The 13680-nt window shown below is 63.2% G+C and carries 10 protein-coding genes; 3 read left to right on the plus strand and 7 right to left on the minus strand.

The annotated features are described in order from the left end of the window. Nucleotides 1-12: 12 nt before the first annotated feature. Entirely contained in the window at nucleotides 13-891 is an 879-nt protein-coding gene (locus ACFOKF_RS21085) for a LysR family transcriptional regulator (RefSeq protein ID WP_380798495.1), read from the minus strand. Nucleotides 892-1115: 224 nt separating this feature from the next. Here ACFOKF_RS21085 and ACFOKF_RS21090 point away from each other — a divergent pair, with 224 nt between their 5' ends. Then, nucleotides 1116-2054 carry an ABC transporter substrate-binding protein gene (locus tag ACFOKF_RS21090; protein WP_380798497.1) on the plus strand — a complete coding sequence of 313 codons (939 nt, stop codon included), beginning with the start codon at nucleotides 1116-1118 and terminating at the stop codon, nucleotides 2052-2054. A gap of 113 nt (nucleotides 2055-2167) precedes the next feature. Here ACFOKF_RS21090 and ACFOKF_RS21095 read toward each other — a convergent pair whose 3' ends face one another. The 4 genes from ACFOKF_RS21095 to ACFOKF_RS21110 form a co-directional block, all read right to left on the minus strand. Then, nucleotides 2168-3889: an acyl-CoA dehydrogenase gene (locus ACFOKF_RS21095; RefSeq protein ID WP_380798498.1), complete on the minus strand. Its 1722-nt coding sequence runs from the start codon at nucleotides 3887-3889 to the stop codon at nucleotides 2168-2170. Between the two features lie 289 nt (nucleotides 3890-4178). Further along, entirely contained in the window at nucleotides 4179-5633 is a 1455-nt protein-coding gene (locus ACFOKF_RS21100; protein WP_380798500.1) for an aromatic ring-hydroxylating oxygenase subunit alpha, read from the minus strand. A 17-nt stretch (nucleotides 5634-5650) separates the two neighbouring features. Beyond that, a complete protein-coding gene (locus tag ACFOKF_RS21105; RefSeq protein WP_380798501.1) occupies nucleotides 5651-6400 on the minus strand; it encodes an SDR family NAD(P)-dependent oxidoreductase in 750 nt (249 codons plus the stop codon). 35 nt (nucleotides 6401-6435) lie between these two features. Next, on the minus strand, nucleotides 6436-7242 hold the full coding sequence (locus ACFOKF_RS21110; protein WP_380798503.1) for an enoyl-CoA hydratase/isomerase family protein: 807 nt from the start codon (nucleotides 7240-7242) through the stop codon (nucleotides 6436-6438). Nucleotides 7243-7404: 162 nt separating this feature from the next. Between ACFOKF_RS21110 and ACFOKF_RS21115 the strand changes: the two genes are divergently transcribed. Both ACFOKF_RS21115 and ACFOKF_RS21120 read left to right on the plus strand, forming a co-directional pair. Continuing rightward, nucleotides 7405-8637 (plus strand): acyl-CoA dehydrogenase family protein, encoded by a 1233-nt coding sequence (locus ACFOKF_RS21115; RefSeq protein WP_380798505.1) that lies wholly within the window; start codon nucleotides 7405-7407, stop codon nucleotides 8635-8637. Then, on the plus strand, nucleotides 8634-9740 hold the full coding sequence (locus ACFOKF_RS21120) for a phosphotransferase family protein (RefSeq protein ID WP_380798506.1): 1107 nt from the start codon (nucleotides 8634-8636) through the stop codon (nucleotides 9738-9740). The genes ACFOKF_RS21115 and ACFOKF_RS21120 overlap by 4 nt, the downstream gene beginning before the upstream one ends. 206 nt (nucleotides 9741-9946) lie before the next feature. Here the strand turns inward: ACFOKF_RS21120 and ACFOKF_RS21125 are convergent, their stop codons facing one another. Continuing rightward, a complete protein-coding gene (locus ACFOKF_RS21125; RefSeq protein ID WP_380798507.1) occupies nucleotides 9947-11452 on the minus strand; it encodes a hypothetical protein in 1506 nt (501 codons plus the stop codon). Continuing rightward, nucleotides 11439-13562 carry a TonB-dependent receptor gene (locus tag ACFOKF_RS21130; protein WP_380798508.1) on the minus strand — a complete coding sequence of 708 codons (2124 nt, stop codon included), beginning with the start codon at nucleotides 13560-13562 and terminating at the stop codon, nucleotides 11439-11441. Before ACFOKF_RS21130 ends, ACFOKF_RS21125 begins: the two co-directional genes overlap by 14 nt. Nucleotides 13563-13680: the final 118 nt, after the last annotated feature.

Below are 13680 nucleotides of genomic sequence, written 5' to 3' on the forward strand. Positions count from 1 at the left end.
ATAATAGCCGGATCACTGGAACAGCGGATTGGCCCGCAGTCGCTCCACCGCCAGATCCACGAAACTGCGCACCTTCGCCGCCACGCGCCGTCCCTCGGCATGGACGACATGGATCGGCAACGGCTTTTCCATATGTTCGTCCAGCACCGTCACCAGCCGGCCCGCCGCCAGCGCCGGCGCGATCTGATAGGATAGCACGCGCGTCAGCCCCCACCCCTGTTCGGCGGCGGTGATCGCGGCCTCGACCGTGTTGCATTGCAATCGGGGATGCACCGTCACGCTGGTCCGGCCGTCCGGCCCGAAATGCCATTCGGGCGACGACCAGGCGCCGGTCGGCATGATGATGCGGTGACCGGCCAGTTCTGCCGGCGTCCGGGGAATGCCATGACGTTCGAAATAGGCGGGCGCGCCGCAAATGGCCCGGCGGACCGATCCCACCCGCAGGGCGCTCAGCCCCGAATCCGGCAGATGGCCGATCCGCACGGCGACATCTATCCCTTCCTCCACGATATTGACGATGCGATCGACGAACAGGCTGCGTCCGGTCACCGCCGGGAAGCGATCCAGATAGTCGAGCAGGATCGGCAGCACATAGATATGGCCGAACAGCACCGATCCGGTCACCAGCAACGTCCCCGTCGGATTGCCATGCGCACCCGCCGCCGCCGCATCGGCATCGGCCATGTCGGCCAGAATGCGCCGACAATCGTCCAGATAGCCGCCCCCCGCCTCGGTCAGCTTCACCGACCGGGTCGTCCTGGTCAGCAACCGGACGCCAATCTCCTCCTCCAGCGTCGCGATCGCCCGCGTGACCGCCGGCGGGCTCAGATGCAGTTGCCGCGCCGCTTCGGCAAAGCCGCCCGCGTCCGCCACGCGAACGAATATCTTCATGGCTTGCCAGCGGTCCACGCCCATCCCCGATATTATTTCCAATGGCAGATTTGGGCGCAATGTCCGTTGCCGGTCAATGCACGTTCTGGTGTGTGCCCGGCATCTTCGTGCCTGCCTGCATCACCCCGGTTGAGCAGGATCGCCCGACCTATTTGGCATCTTCATGCCTCAACGCGCATTCCGGTTGCTAAAGGGAAGTGCATTTCCAAAGGGCTTTTCCCACCATGTCCATGCTTCTCGACCGCCGCGCCGCCCTGTTCATGCTGGCGGGATCAGCCTTGGCGGCTTGTAGCGGCAAAGGCGCGGACGCCAGGGACACGCTGTTCGTGGGCGATCAACGCGGCGGATCGCGCGTAGTGCTTCAGGGCGCAAAGCGGCTGGACAATATTCCCTATCCTGTTGTCTGGTCCCAATTCCCCAACGCCGCCCCGCTGCTGGAGGCGCTGAACGCGGGCGCGATCGACAGCGGGATCGGTGGCGATTCCGCCTTCATCTTCGCGGCCGGCACCGATGCAAAGATCAAGGCGATCGGGGCGCAGGCGACGCGCGGCATGGGGCCGGTGGTGCTGGTGCGCCGGGATTCCCCCATCCGCTCCCTCGCCGATCTTGCCGGCCACAGGATCGCAACGCCGCGCGGATCCATCAGCCACAATCATGTGCTGGCGGTGCTGGAAGCCTATCACCAGCCTTATGACAGTGTGAACTTCGCTTTCCTGTCCCCATCGGACGGCCGCGCCGCGTTGCAGAGCGGGGCTGTCGACGCCTGGGCGATCTGGGATCCCAACGCCGCCATGGCCGAACAGGAAGGCGCGCGCATCCTGCCGGGCAAACAGGATCTGGTGCCGGGCTATGGGCTGCTATTCGGGCGGGAGGGGGCAATTGCGCAGAAGCGCGCGCTTTTGCAGGATTATCATGACCGTCTTTACGCCGGCTGGCTGTGGTCGGCCAAAAATCGCGACGCCTATGCCGAACTGATGCACAGGGATACCGGCCTGGCGATCGATATTCTGCGGATCATGCAGGGGCGTGCGGATCGCGTGCCCGCCAGGGTGGATGACGCCCTGATCGCCCAACAGCAGGAAACGGCCGACCGTTATCTGCGCGCAGGGGTGATTGCTCGCAAACTCGATGTGCGCCCATTGTTCGACACCAGCTTTTCATGACGCGCTATTCCGCCGCCCGCTGGGACGGCTATAAGTCACGTCCGGGGCGCCAGACGCAGCGCCGACACTGCGCCGCTGCGCATCGATCCCGACCCCAAGCCGATTGACCTTGCCTAGAAAGCGTCCGGCGCCAGCGCCATCATGCTGGCCTCTCCTGTCTGAATAGCGACGGCGAGCCCCTTCGTCTGGGGCAGCATACGATCGACGAAGAAACGGGCAACGGCCAGCTTCGCCTGCTCTAGCGGCGTATCGCCCTGCGCCGCCGCGCTTTCCATACGCACCCACATCCACCCCATCGACACCAATGCGAACAGGCGCAGATAATCCACCGCCGCAGCGCCCGCCGCGTTGACCGACGCGCCCTGAAGCGACGAGGTCACATCGCGCAACAGGCCCAGAGCCTCCCGCACGGCGCCCGCCGTCAGGGGCGCATCGGCGGCATCCAGATCCCCCGACACCAGATCGAAGAAGCGCTCCACCACGGCCCCGCCGCCCAGCGCCAGCTTGCGACCGACCAGATCCATCGCCTGCACGCCATTGGTGCCTTCATAAATCTGGGCGATGCGGGCATCGCGGACATATTGCTCCATCCCCCATTCGCGAATGTAGCCATGGCCGCCGAACACCTGCTGAGCCTGTACCGCGCTTTCAAAGCCGAAGTCGGTGAAGGCCGCCTTGACCACCGGGGTCAGCAACGCAACGAAGGCGTCCGCCTCCGCCCGCTCGGCCGCGTCGGGATGGCGATGGGCGCGGTCCAGTTGCAGCGCGGTCCAGCCGGCCAGCGCGCGGCCAGCCTCCACAAAGGCGCGAATGTTGAGCAGCATGCGGCGCACATCGGCATGTTCGATGATCGTCACCGGCCCGCGCGCGCCATCGGCGCTGCGCCCCTGCAACCGTTCCCTGGCATAGCCCGCCGCCTGCTGATAGGCCGCACCCGCCACGCCCAGCCCCTGAATACCGACCATCAGCCGTTCGGCGTTCATCATCGTGAACATGGCGGCCAGTCCGCGATGCGGCTCCCCCACCAGCCAGCCGGTTGCGCCGTCATAATTCATCACGCAGGTCGGCTGGGCATGGATGCCCATCTTCTGTTCCAGCGCCCCGACGGACATGGCGTTGCGCGCGCCATCCGGTAGATATTTGGGCACCAGGAACAGGCTGATCCCCTTCACCCCCGGCGGCGCATCGGGCAGGCGCGCCAACACCAGATGCACGATGTTGCCGCCAAAATCATGATCGCCAGAGGAAATGAAGATCTTCTGTCCCGTCACGGCATAGCTGCCGTCGGCTGCGGGTACGGCCTTGGTCTTGAGCAGCGCCAGATCGGTGCCCGCACCGCTTTCAGTCAGTGCCATAGCCCCGGTCCACTCGCCGCTTACCATCTTGGGCAGATAAGCGGCTTTCAGATCGTCGCTGGCATGAGCCGCGATCGCTTCGCACGCGCCGCGCGTCAGGCCGAAGAACAGACCGAAGGACAGGTTCGTCGCGGAAAACATCTCGTCCAGCCACAGCTGGAGGATGAAGGGCAGCCCTTGTCCGCCATAAGCAGGATCGGCCGACAAAGAAGCCCAGCCGGCATCGGCGAAATCGCGATAGGCGTCCGCAAAGCCCGGCGGCGTCTGCACAGCGCCGTCCACCAGACGGCTGCCATGCTCGTCGCCTTCGCGATTGATCGGATGCAGGCGCTCGGCGCACATCCGTCCGGCTTCCTCCAGCACGGTCGCGGCAAGATCGGCATCCACATCCTGCCCCAGCGCGCTCATCGCCGTGTCGAACCCCAGGACCCGCGTCAGCAGAAAGCGATAATCGTCAATGGGAGGAATATAGTTGTACATGGGTCAGGACCGCCTTTCTTGCGACCCTGATAATACCAAACATCTGTTACAGTCAATGGAGCAGCTATACAGCGAGCGCTTCCGGGCTGCATGCCCGGCGGCGGAATATGTGCCTGTCCTACAGCGCCGATCGCCATCATCCTGCGATTGGCTCCTTCGACTGTCGATAAAAACGCGCTGATAATCATCCCGTACAAGCACGCCAAAGGTGACATAAAGTGACAATTTCGCTCGCATTTTGCGTCTCTTTTGTCACTTTATCGTCAGATCCCGAACGCTCGGGATTGGCCTATGGCGTCCAGTCAGGTTCCTTCGCATCCGTCAGATACAGGTCCAGTTCCGCCAGGAACTGCTGTATCCGCCTTTCCTGCTCGGAAAAGACGATGATGTCGTTCAGCCCCTTGGACCGCATACCGCGCTGGAGCGTCACCATATTGGCGATGTCCTGCTCCACCACTTCACCGCCCTGCGGATTTTCATGGGTGGTTCGCCGACGCGGCGGGCGCACCTTGCCCGACACGTCGACATCATCCTCCACCCCCATATAGGCGGGCGGACGCCGCCCCTCGCCCAGTCGCGCCGACAGCACCATCACATCATGATAGCCCTTTTCCGGATCGGTCGGATGAGGGCGGAAGCGCTGCAACAACACGCCTTCGGGATGCATGTTGAGCGTGACGTTGGGAAAGAGCGACGGGTTCCAGTCGTCTGTCAGTTGATTGTCGGTGAAGCCGGAAAAATCCATGCCATAGACATTGTCGGGCCGGCGCTTGGCCGCCTGAATGGCCCGGCGCACATGGCGCGCGTCGCCCTTGAACCCGACGGCCTTGACGCCCGCCTCCTGCATCATGAAGGCCAGGCCGACATTGATGAAGCGGCTGTCGGGCCAGCGCGGGGACACGACCGCGACGGGAAACAGATGCCGGTTATGACCATGGCGATAATGGTCATATTGGACATTATAGTCATCGACATAGGGCTTGATCTGCGGATGCGTGGCATGCGCATGGTAGTTCTCGTTAAAGACCGAATACATGGTCTTCCAGTTGGCCGGCACTTCGATCGTCAAATCCTTGACGACATGCATTTCCTCCATCCGGTAGGAGGCCAGCATCGGCATCAGGTCGGCGAAATACGCCTCGAGCGGCATGGGGTCGGCCGCCATGTTGACGAAGATCAGCCCGCCCCAGTCGCGGACATGGACCGGCGTCAGGTCCAGATTCTGGCAGAGCGCTTCGGGTCCGAATGTCTCGCGGTCGGTGACGCGGACATTCTTTCCTTTCATATTATAGCGCCAGCTATGCATGATGCAGGTGAAGGATGTGGCGCCCTTGCCGAAATCCTCCTGCACCAGTTCATTGCCGCGATGTTTGCAGACATTGTAGAAGGCGTTGACCTCGCCATCCTTGCCGCGCGCGACGATGATCGACTGGGTGCCGATATCGAAGCGGAACCAGTCGCCAGCATCGGGGATGTCACTCGACACCCCGGCCAGCAGCCAGACGCGACTCCACATCTTCTCCTCTTCGCGCGCCTTGGCATCGGCATCGATAAAGGGGCGGACCGACACCGCCCGATAGCGGGCAATGTCGGGATAAAGTTCGTCCAGCCGCCAGGGCGATTTCGCCTCATAATCGGCGGTGATCTCGCCCGGCTCCAGCAGCAGCGCTTCGGGATTGGCGCGCATCTCCTTGATCGGCCGGTCGTTGAAACGGATTTCCGCGTAGCGCGCCTTGGTCGCCATTTGCCTGTCCTCCTGCGTCAGAACTGGACGCGCTTGGTGAAGCCCCCGTCGACCACCAGATTGGCGCCGGTGACATAGCCGGCCGCAGGACTGGCGAGGAAAGCGATCGCCTTCGCAACTTCTTCGGGCGTGCCCATGCGGCCCATCGGAATCTGACCGACGATCCCCGCATAAAGGTCCGGCGCCAGCGCCTTTGCCCCTTCCCAATTGCCGCCGGGATAGGTGATCGGGCCGGGCGACACCATGTTCACGCGGATGCCCTTGGGCGCCCAGGCCTGGCTCAATTGCTTGCCATAGGTGATGACCGCCGCCTTGATCGCGTTGAACGCCTGCGGCACCAGAAATGTCTCAACCGCCGCCGTACTCGACATCAGGATGATCGATCCGGCGGCAGATTTTTCCAGCCAGGGTTCCAGCGCCTCGCATCCGTCGACCGCGCCCAGCATGTCCAGCCGATAGCTTTCGTCCCAGTCGCCCGATCCCTGCGCGCCGGACGAACTGATCGAGTGGATGAAAATGTCGCACCCGCCGATCCGCTCGGCAAGGCCGGTGAGCATCGTGCGATAACCCTCGCGATCCTCCAGCACATATTCCTGCGTCTCGACCGTGCTGCCCAGTTCGGCTTTCAGATCATCCAGCGCATCGCCATTGCGAGAGAACAGGCCCAATGTCGCGCCTTCGGCGGCCAGCAGCTTCGCCGTCTCCCGGCTGATGCCCCGTGTCGCGCCACCCAAAATCACCTTCAGACCGGAAAGCCCCAGATCCATCGTCACTCTCCTTGGAAAAATGTACCGTCGAGGGGTCAGCCCCGCGTCCAATAAATTGCGTCCATCGTTTCGCCCGCATCGAAGCGCTGCTGGATTGCCTTCATGCTCACCAGGCTGTCGGGATGGGCGAACAAAGTCTGGCTGATCGCCTGATCATTTTCGATGCCCTGGCTTTGGTTCAGATCTTCCGCCTCGCCCAGCATCCGCTTCATGCCGGCCACCGACTGCGGCGGCAGCGCGGCAATGTGGCGCGCCATGGCCAGCGCCGCCTCGACCGCTTCCCCCTTCGCCACGACGCGGTTGACGCCGCCCAGTGCGTACAGGCGCTCCGCCGTCAGCGGTTGCCCGGTCAGCACCACTTCCGCCGTCATCGTCCGCCCGATCAGGCGCATCAGCCGCGACGTGCCGCCAATGCCCGTACCCGCGCCGATAATGACTTCGGGCTGGCTGAAGCGCGCGCCTTCCTCGGCAATGCGCAGATCGCAGGCCCAGCCCAGTTCGCATCCGCCGCCCGACGTGTCGCCGCTGATCGCCGCGATCGTCACGGCACTGCCGCGATTGAGCGTCTGGAGCGACCGGAACCAGCCGGCCGGATCGCCCGTCGCCGCCTGTCCCTCCACCAGTTTTACAATATCGTCGAGATAGGCATGTTCCAGCCAATGCCCCGCGACCGACGACGCCAGCACGATAACCCGCGCGCCTTGTTCGATGGCAGCATCCAACGCATCCGCCAGCGCCGACACTGTGGCGCAACTGGTCGTATGGCCGGGCGTGCCGCCGTCCCCGACTATGATCAATGCAATGGCTGCGTCCGGCCACTCCACCTGAATGTTGGATGCCATGCCTGCCTCTCCTTATCGCCGCGCCCATCCTCGCCGGGCGTCATCTTTCGGCGAACAGGCTAACGCACTTGCTCCGCCTGTCAAGATAGTATGCTGGCACATTATTCGTTTACGCGCTATCTAAGCGGCAAGTCAGAAACCGGAGGTGAGGAGTCCTGCCATATGATACCCGCGCAAAGCGCCCATTCTCAGGCGCTCGCTGCCCGACTCCAGCGCTTCATGGATGATCATGTCTATCCCAATGAAGCATTATATGAGGATCAACTTCACGCCGGTCCCGAACAATTCCGCGTGCCGCCGATCCTGGAGGAGTTAAAGACGCAAGCGAAGGCGCAAGGCCTGTGGAACCTGTTTCTGCCCCATTCAGACAATGGCGCAGGCTTGTCCAACCTCGACTATGCGCCGCTCGCCGAAATCATGGGCCGGGTCCATTATGCGTCGGAGATATTCAACTGCTCCGCGCCGGATACGGGCAATATGGAGGTGCTCGACCGATATGGCACGCAGGCGCAGAAGGATCGCTGGCTAAAGCCGCTGCTGGAAGGCGAAATCCGTTCGGCCTATTGCATGACGGAACCGGCGGTTGCTTCATCCGACGCGACCAACATCCAGACGCGGATAGAGCGCGACGGCGGCGACTATGTCATCAACGGTCGCAAATGGTTCATCACCAACGCCTATCATCCCAATACGCGCATCTTCATCCTGATGGGCAAGACTGATCCAGACGCGCCCCGTCACCTGCAACAATCGCAAATCCTGATTCCCACCGATACGCCCGGCATCCGCTGGATAAGGCCGCTGCCGGTCATGGGTTTCTTCGATCTGCCCAAGGGACAAGGGGAGTTGCTGTTCGAAAATGTCCGGGTTCCCGCGGAGAACATCATCCTTGGGGAGGGGCGCGGGTTCGAGATTTCGCAGGGACGGCTAGGGCCGGGCCGCATCCATAATTGCATGCGCATTCTGGGCCAGTGTGAGCGTATGCTGGAACTGACCTGCCAGCGCCTGCTGAGCCGGGTCGCCTTCGGCAAGCCGCTGGCCAGCCAGTCGGTCTGGCAGGAAAGGGTGGCGGATGCGCGCATCCAGATCAACATGGCCCGTCTTTTGACGCAGCGCGCGGCGCATCTGATGGATATGGTCGGCAATAAGGAAGCGCGCAGCGAAATCTCCCAGATCAAGGTCGCGGCAACCCGGATCGGCCGGATGGTCGCCGATATTGCGGTGGCGGCGCATGGCGCCGCCGGCCTGACCAACGACTTCGGTCTTGGCTATGGCTTTACGCGCATGCAGATGCTGCGCATGGGCGACGGGCCGGACGATGTTCACAACAGAGTGATCGCCCGCGCCGAATTCGACAAATATCGGCCCGCCCGCAGCATGGGGGACGAGGCATGATCAGCCGTCAGGAGCAGTTTTCCGGCGAGGAAGCGCCGCCCGCCCATCTGTTGCTGGACCTGGATCGGCTGGCAGCCTATCTCGCCCCCCGCCTGCCGGGCATGGGCCGGGATCTGTCCGCCACCAAGTTCAAAGGCGGCCAGTCCAATCCCACCTATCGCCTTGCCGGCCCGGCCGGGAGCTTCGTGCTGCGCCGCAAGCCGCCGGGCCAGCTTGTCGCGTCGGCGCACCGCATCGACCGCGAATATCATATCCTGTCTGCGCTGGCGAAGACGGACATACCAGCGCCGCGTCCCTATCTCTATTGCGCCGACACGGATGTCATCGGGTCCGAATTCTATATCGTCGAGCATGTCGCGGGCCGGATATTCTGGGAGGCGGACATGGCGGGATGCGCGCCGCAGGAGCGCGCCGCCATTTATGAAGACATGAACGACATTCTGGCGCGCCTGCATGCGATCGATCCCGGCGCCGTCGGGCTGGGCGACCTGGCCAGAGCTGATGGCTATGCCGCGCGCAATCTGATGCGATGGTCGTCTCTCTACCGACAAGCGGAACTGACGCCGATCGCAGACATGGACTGGCTGATGGAGATGCTGCCCCGGCATCTGCCAAAGACGGAGGAGATATGCTTCATCCATGGGGATTATGGACTGTACAACCTGATCATCGCCCCCAACGAACCGCGCATATCGGCTGTTCTGGACTGGGAGATGGCCACGCTGGGCAATCCGCTGATCGACCTTGCCCATCATCTGCGCGCATGGTGGGATCTGCCCGATGCCGGGCTGGCTGCGACAAGCCTTGTGGGAGCCGACCTGCCTTCGCTCGGTATTCCTGCGATGGATGACTATGTCGCCCGCTATTGCCGCCGACGCGGCATAGCGGTGCCCGACATGTCCTGGTATCTTGCCTATGCGCAGTTCCGCTATGCTGCGATGGTGCAGGGCATTTTGAAGCGCGCAGCCGATGGCACGGCATCGTCCCGCGTCATGGTTCACAGCCAGGACCGGGTCGTCCGGATCGCCGCCATGGCGCGCCAGTCCCTCGAACAGCTTCTGGCGCGCGACGGCGCTGACACCGTCCGATCGCCCCGGATTTGACGATAAAGCGACAAAAGAGACGCAAAATGCGTGCGAAATTGTCGCCTTATGTCGCTTTATCAGGGCCGCATCCGCGGGCTTAACCAGATGCTGCCGACAATCGAAAGAGCCGATGACGGGATAGGCGAGGTCGCCGCTGTAGGACAGACAGTCCCTCCGCCAGAACGGCTGTCGACATCCTTCCCGACCACGCCCCGACCACGCCGTCATCCCTTCATCAGCCGTCGCCAGCCGATCACGATACCGCTGATCGCAATCAGCAGTCCCCCCGTCGACAGCAGCCAGACAAGGATGTGGCGCAACGGCGGCCAGATCAGCAACCATGGGAAGTCCAGGCTGTGCAGCGCATTGAACAGCCATCGATAGCTGCGTGCGCCTGAACCAGTCTGGCCAAGCAGCGCTCCTGTTGCGGGATCGATATGCAGCCAGGTTTGCGCCGGATCGGCGAATTTCAGCCGCAAGATCGGCAGCGGCCGGTTGTCATCGCGGGGATCGCCGGTCGCGTACCAATAGCGGTCGGCATGATCGAGATGCTCCACGGCCGTCAGTTTTGCGCCAGCCATGGCATGCCGGGCGGCAGCGACGACGAACGCCTGATCGATCGCCATGGGCTGCGCGCCGACCCCGTCCAACAGTTGCGGCCGCCCTTTGCCCCACAAGGTGATGACCGGCCGTCCGCCCAGCCAGCCAAAGCGGACTTCGCGAGCGTCCTGCGCCCGTCGCGCCAGCCCAGGGAGGTCGGTCGCGGGAAATTGCGCGCGGGCGTCGGCGTAGAGGCTGGCGGCATCGCGATGCCCCCTGTCACGCAGACCGCCCCAGGGGCTCATCGACAGCCAGCCGCTGAAGACCCAGCTGATGAGGAACAGCCCCGCAACCATGCCGACGACATGGTGCCATTTCATCCAGCCGCGATAGGGACTGACCGAACCGGATTTGTAGCGGCGCTTCAGCCGGACCCGCAACAGGCCGATCCACATGCCTGCCATCGCCCCCAGCATGCCGATGCCGGATGTCCAGAGCACAGTCTGACGCCATGGTTCCTGAAAGATGCGGAGCGCTTCAAAATAGATCCAGTGCGGCACGGCGCCCAGCCAGTTCCAGAAGCGTTCATGCGCCGTCACATTCTGGACAACTTCCCCGGTCCGCTGACGGATGTAGAGATCCGTCGCCGCCCCGTCCGCCATGCGAACGCGCCAGAACGGCGCCAGCGCCTTATAGGCGCGGGTCACAACCCACTGGTCATGATCGACCGCCACGATGGAGGCGACGGGCGCCTGCACCATGGCGGTGGCTATCACGCCTGCGCGGGACGCGTCGACCGATCCTGTTTCCTGCCCCGTCAGGGCCGACACCGCCCGCCGCCCGTCGGCCGTGACAAAGATGTAGAGAGGCTCCCCACCAACCATGTCCAATCGCATCTCGCCCGGAAAATCGGGCAGGTTCAGTTGCGCCAGCGCATGGTCAGGCCCAACATGCACCCGCCCCCAATCGATCGGCGCAGCCGTTTCCACCCGCTCGGCTGCGCGGAAGGACGGGAAGGACACATAGAGCATCACCAGTCCCGACAGGAACCAGATGGCGAAGAACAGGCACAGGATGATGCCCGTCCAGCGATGGAAAACATAAAGCCAGCGCTTCATGCCCTTCCACAGGGCGGACGCGGCGAAGGGCGATGCCCTCCGCCGCGCCACCAGCCCGTCAGAAGGCGACATTGATGGTCGCCTCGACAGTCCGGGGATCGCCCAACACCCATTGGGTCTGGCCATAGGTTGCACGCGCATAGGTTTCGTTGAAGATGTTGCGCATGCGCAGGGCGATGCTGGCGCCTTCGACGAACTGGAACCGGAACCCTGCGTCGGTCAGCGCATAAGCGGGCACGACCCGGCTGTTCGCCGCGTCCTGATAGCGTTTGCCGACATAGCTGACGCCGCCATCCACGACCCAGCCCTTTGCAAATTCCCAACTGACAAAAGCGTTGGCCGTTCGGGTCGCGACATTGCTGGGCCGGTTGCCGGCCCGCTGGAACAGGACGCCGCCCACGGATTCGGCGAAATCGTCATAGCGCGCCCGCAGCAGCGCGCCGTTCAGCGTGATGTTGACGCGGTCGACCGGCTCCAGAAACAGCGATGCTTCCACCCCGCGCGAACTTTGCTGGCCAACCTGCACCTGGATGGTCGGGATCAGCGGGTCGGACGTCAGCAGTTTGCGCTTGACGATGTCATAGACCGCCAGCGTCCACTGGCCCCGTGCGCCCCAGAAGATATGCTTGATTCCTGCTTCATATTGGCGCCCGGTCGACAGATCGAAATCGCTCTGCGCGACGCTGGTCGACACCAGCGCGCCGACCGGATCGGCGGCGGTCGCATATTGGCCATAGAGGGACAGGCTGGGCATCGGATTATAGACCGCGCCCACGCGCCAGGTGACGGCATCGGGCGTGGCGGTGAAGTTGTTCGCCGCATTCACATAGTCGGTCTTGGTGATTTCCGGCCGGTCATAACGCAGCCCGCCGACGAGCGAAAACTGGTCGCTGAATTTCAGCCGGTCTTCGGTAAAGATCGAAAACTGGCGGATGCGATTGGTGTAGCGCGCCTTCGTCACTGCTCCGGGTTGATGGATGAACAGGCCGGGAACCGGGTTTGCGGCGTCAACCAACCGGGTGGCGGTGTTGCCGCTGTTGCTGACATTTTTGTAGCTGATGCGATTGACGTCGAAGCCAACGACCAGCCGGTTTTCCAGACCGGCCAGGTCATGATCCAGATTGGCGGTGGTGCGGTTCCCGGTCTGCTTCTGGATATGATAAAGTTCCAGGAAGCTGCTCTGCCGCACCTGCGCGGGGGTCGTGGCAGTGGCCGGGATGTAGGTCAGATTTTCCGCATTCTTCCAATATTTATTGGCGCAGAGATGGTAGAAGCTGCTGCGAATGGTCAATGCGTCCGACACGCTCCATTCGACCTTTGCCTGGCTCCAGTTGTCGCGGAAACGCAGGCTGGCGTCGGTCACATTATAGTTATTCTTCCGCAGCGATCGGTCGAGTTGGCCATTGACCAGCGGCACGCCGAACCAGGTCCGGGGATTTTGATCGCTGAAGTCGTGGGACAGGGTGATGCTGAGGTTGTTTGCAGGCTTCAGCCGGATCGCCCCGGCCAGAGCCAGCGCATCATTGTCGCCCCGATCCATCCAGCCTTCCGACCGGCGGAAGCTGGCGTCGGCGCGATAGGACAGGCCTTCGCTGATGGGACCGCCGGCACCGGCCGCAACATTGAAGCTGTCGAAGGAGGAAAGGCCGATCCGCCCACTCACCTGCATATCGTCGGACGGCTGCTTGCGGACCACATTGACCGCCCCGCCAATGGCGCCCTCACCATAGAGGACGGAGGCAGGCCCCCGCAAAATTTCCACGCTCTGCGCCATCCACGGATCGGCCGGGAAGGTGAGCGTGTTATTATACATGCGCATCCCGTCATAGAGCGTCATCACCGAATTCTGGCCGGTGAAGCCGCGCGACGAGAGGCCAAAGCCGAACACGCCCGACGTGTTGACGATGCCGGTCGCGCGGGCGGCCGCATCCTGAATGGTCAAATCGCCGCGCAGACGAATGGCGTCGCCATCCAGCGTCTCCACGCTGGCGGGCATTTCCAGCGCGGTGAGGCCAAGCCGGCTGGCGCCTTGCGACTTCATATTCAGGCGCAGCGGGTCCACAACCCCGGTCACGACGATGGTGGAGGCTTCGCCATCCGCTCCTTCGGCGGCAGGCTGGGCCAGAACGACAGGCGTGCATAGTGAAAAGGCCGCGAGCGCAGCCGATGTGAACTTCAACATTATAATCCCCCGTCGGCGTCGCACGACATATGGGCGGGGGCGTGCCGTTCACGAACGGTCGGCAGCCGGCATCGGCCGGACGCCAGGGGCGACCGACACACAGCGTCCGATGCGGCCC

Origin of the sequence: Sphingobium rhizovicinum (genome assembly GCF_042647625.1) — a bacterium.
Lineage (GTDB): Bacteria > Pseudomonadota > Alphaproteobacteria > Sphingomonadales > Sphingomonadaceae > Sphingobium > Sphingobium rhizovicinum.

What these genes read in the sequence shown, in the direction of transcription:
- ACFOKF_RS21095 (WP_380798498.1), bottom strand. Translation starts at nt 3,889, where the DNA reads ATGTACAACTATATTCCTCCCATTGACGATTATCGCTTTCTGCTGACG.
- ACFOKF_RS21100 (WP_380798500.1), bottom strand. Translation starts at nt 5,633, where the DNA reads ATGGCGACCAAGGCGCGCTACGCGGAAATCCGTTTCAACGACCGGCCG.
- ACFOKF_RS21115 (WP_380798505.1), top strand. Translation starts at nt 7,405, where the DNA reads ATGATACCCGCGCAAAGCGCCCATTCTCAGGCGCTCGCTGCCCGACTC.
- ACFOKF_RS21130 (WP_380798508.1), bottom strand. Translation starts at nt 13,562, where the DNA reads ATGTTGAAGTTCACATCGGCTGCGCTCGCGGCCTTTTCACTATGCACG.
- ACFOKF_RS21105 (WP_380798501.1), bottom strand. Translation starts at nt 6,400, where the DNA reads ATGGATCTGGGGCTTTCCGGTCTGAAGGTGATTTTGGGTGGCGCGACA.
- ACFOKF_RS21120 (WP_380798506.1), top strand. Translation starts at nt 8,634, where the DNA reads ATGATCAGCCGTCAGGAGCAGTTTTCCGGCGAGGAAGCGCCGCCCGCC.
- ACFOKF_RS21110 (WP_380798503.1), bottom strand. Translation starts at nt 7,242, where the DNA reads ATGGCATCCAACATTCAGGTGGAGTGGCCGGACGCAGCCATTGCATTG.
- ACFOKF_RS21090 (WP_380798497.1), top strand. Translation starts at nt 1,116, where the DNA reads ATGTCCATGCTTCTCGACCGCCGCGCCGCCCTGTTCATGCTGGCGGGA.
- ACFOKF_RS21085 (WP_380798495.1), bottom strand. Translation starts at nt 891, where the DNA reads ATGAAGATATTCGTTCGCGTGGCGGACGCGGGCGGCTTTGCCGAAGCG.
- ACFOKF_RS21125 (WP_380798507.1), bottom strand. Translation starts at nt 11,452, where the DNA reads ATGTCGCCTTCTGACGGGCTGGTGGCGCGGCGGAGGGCATCGCCCTTC.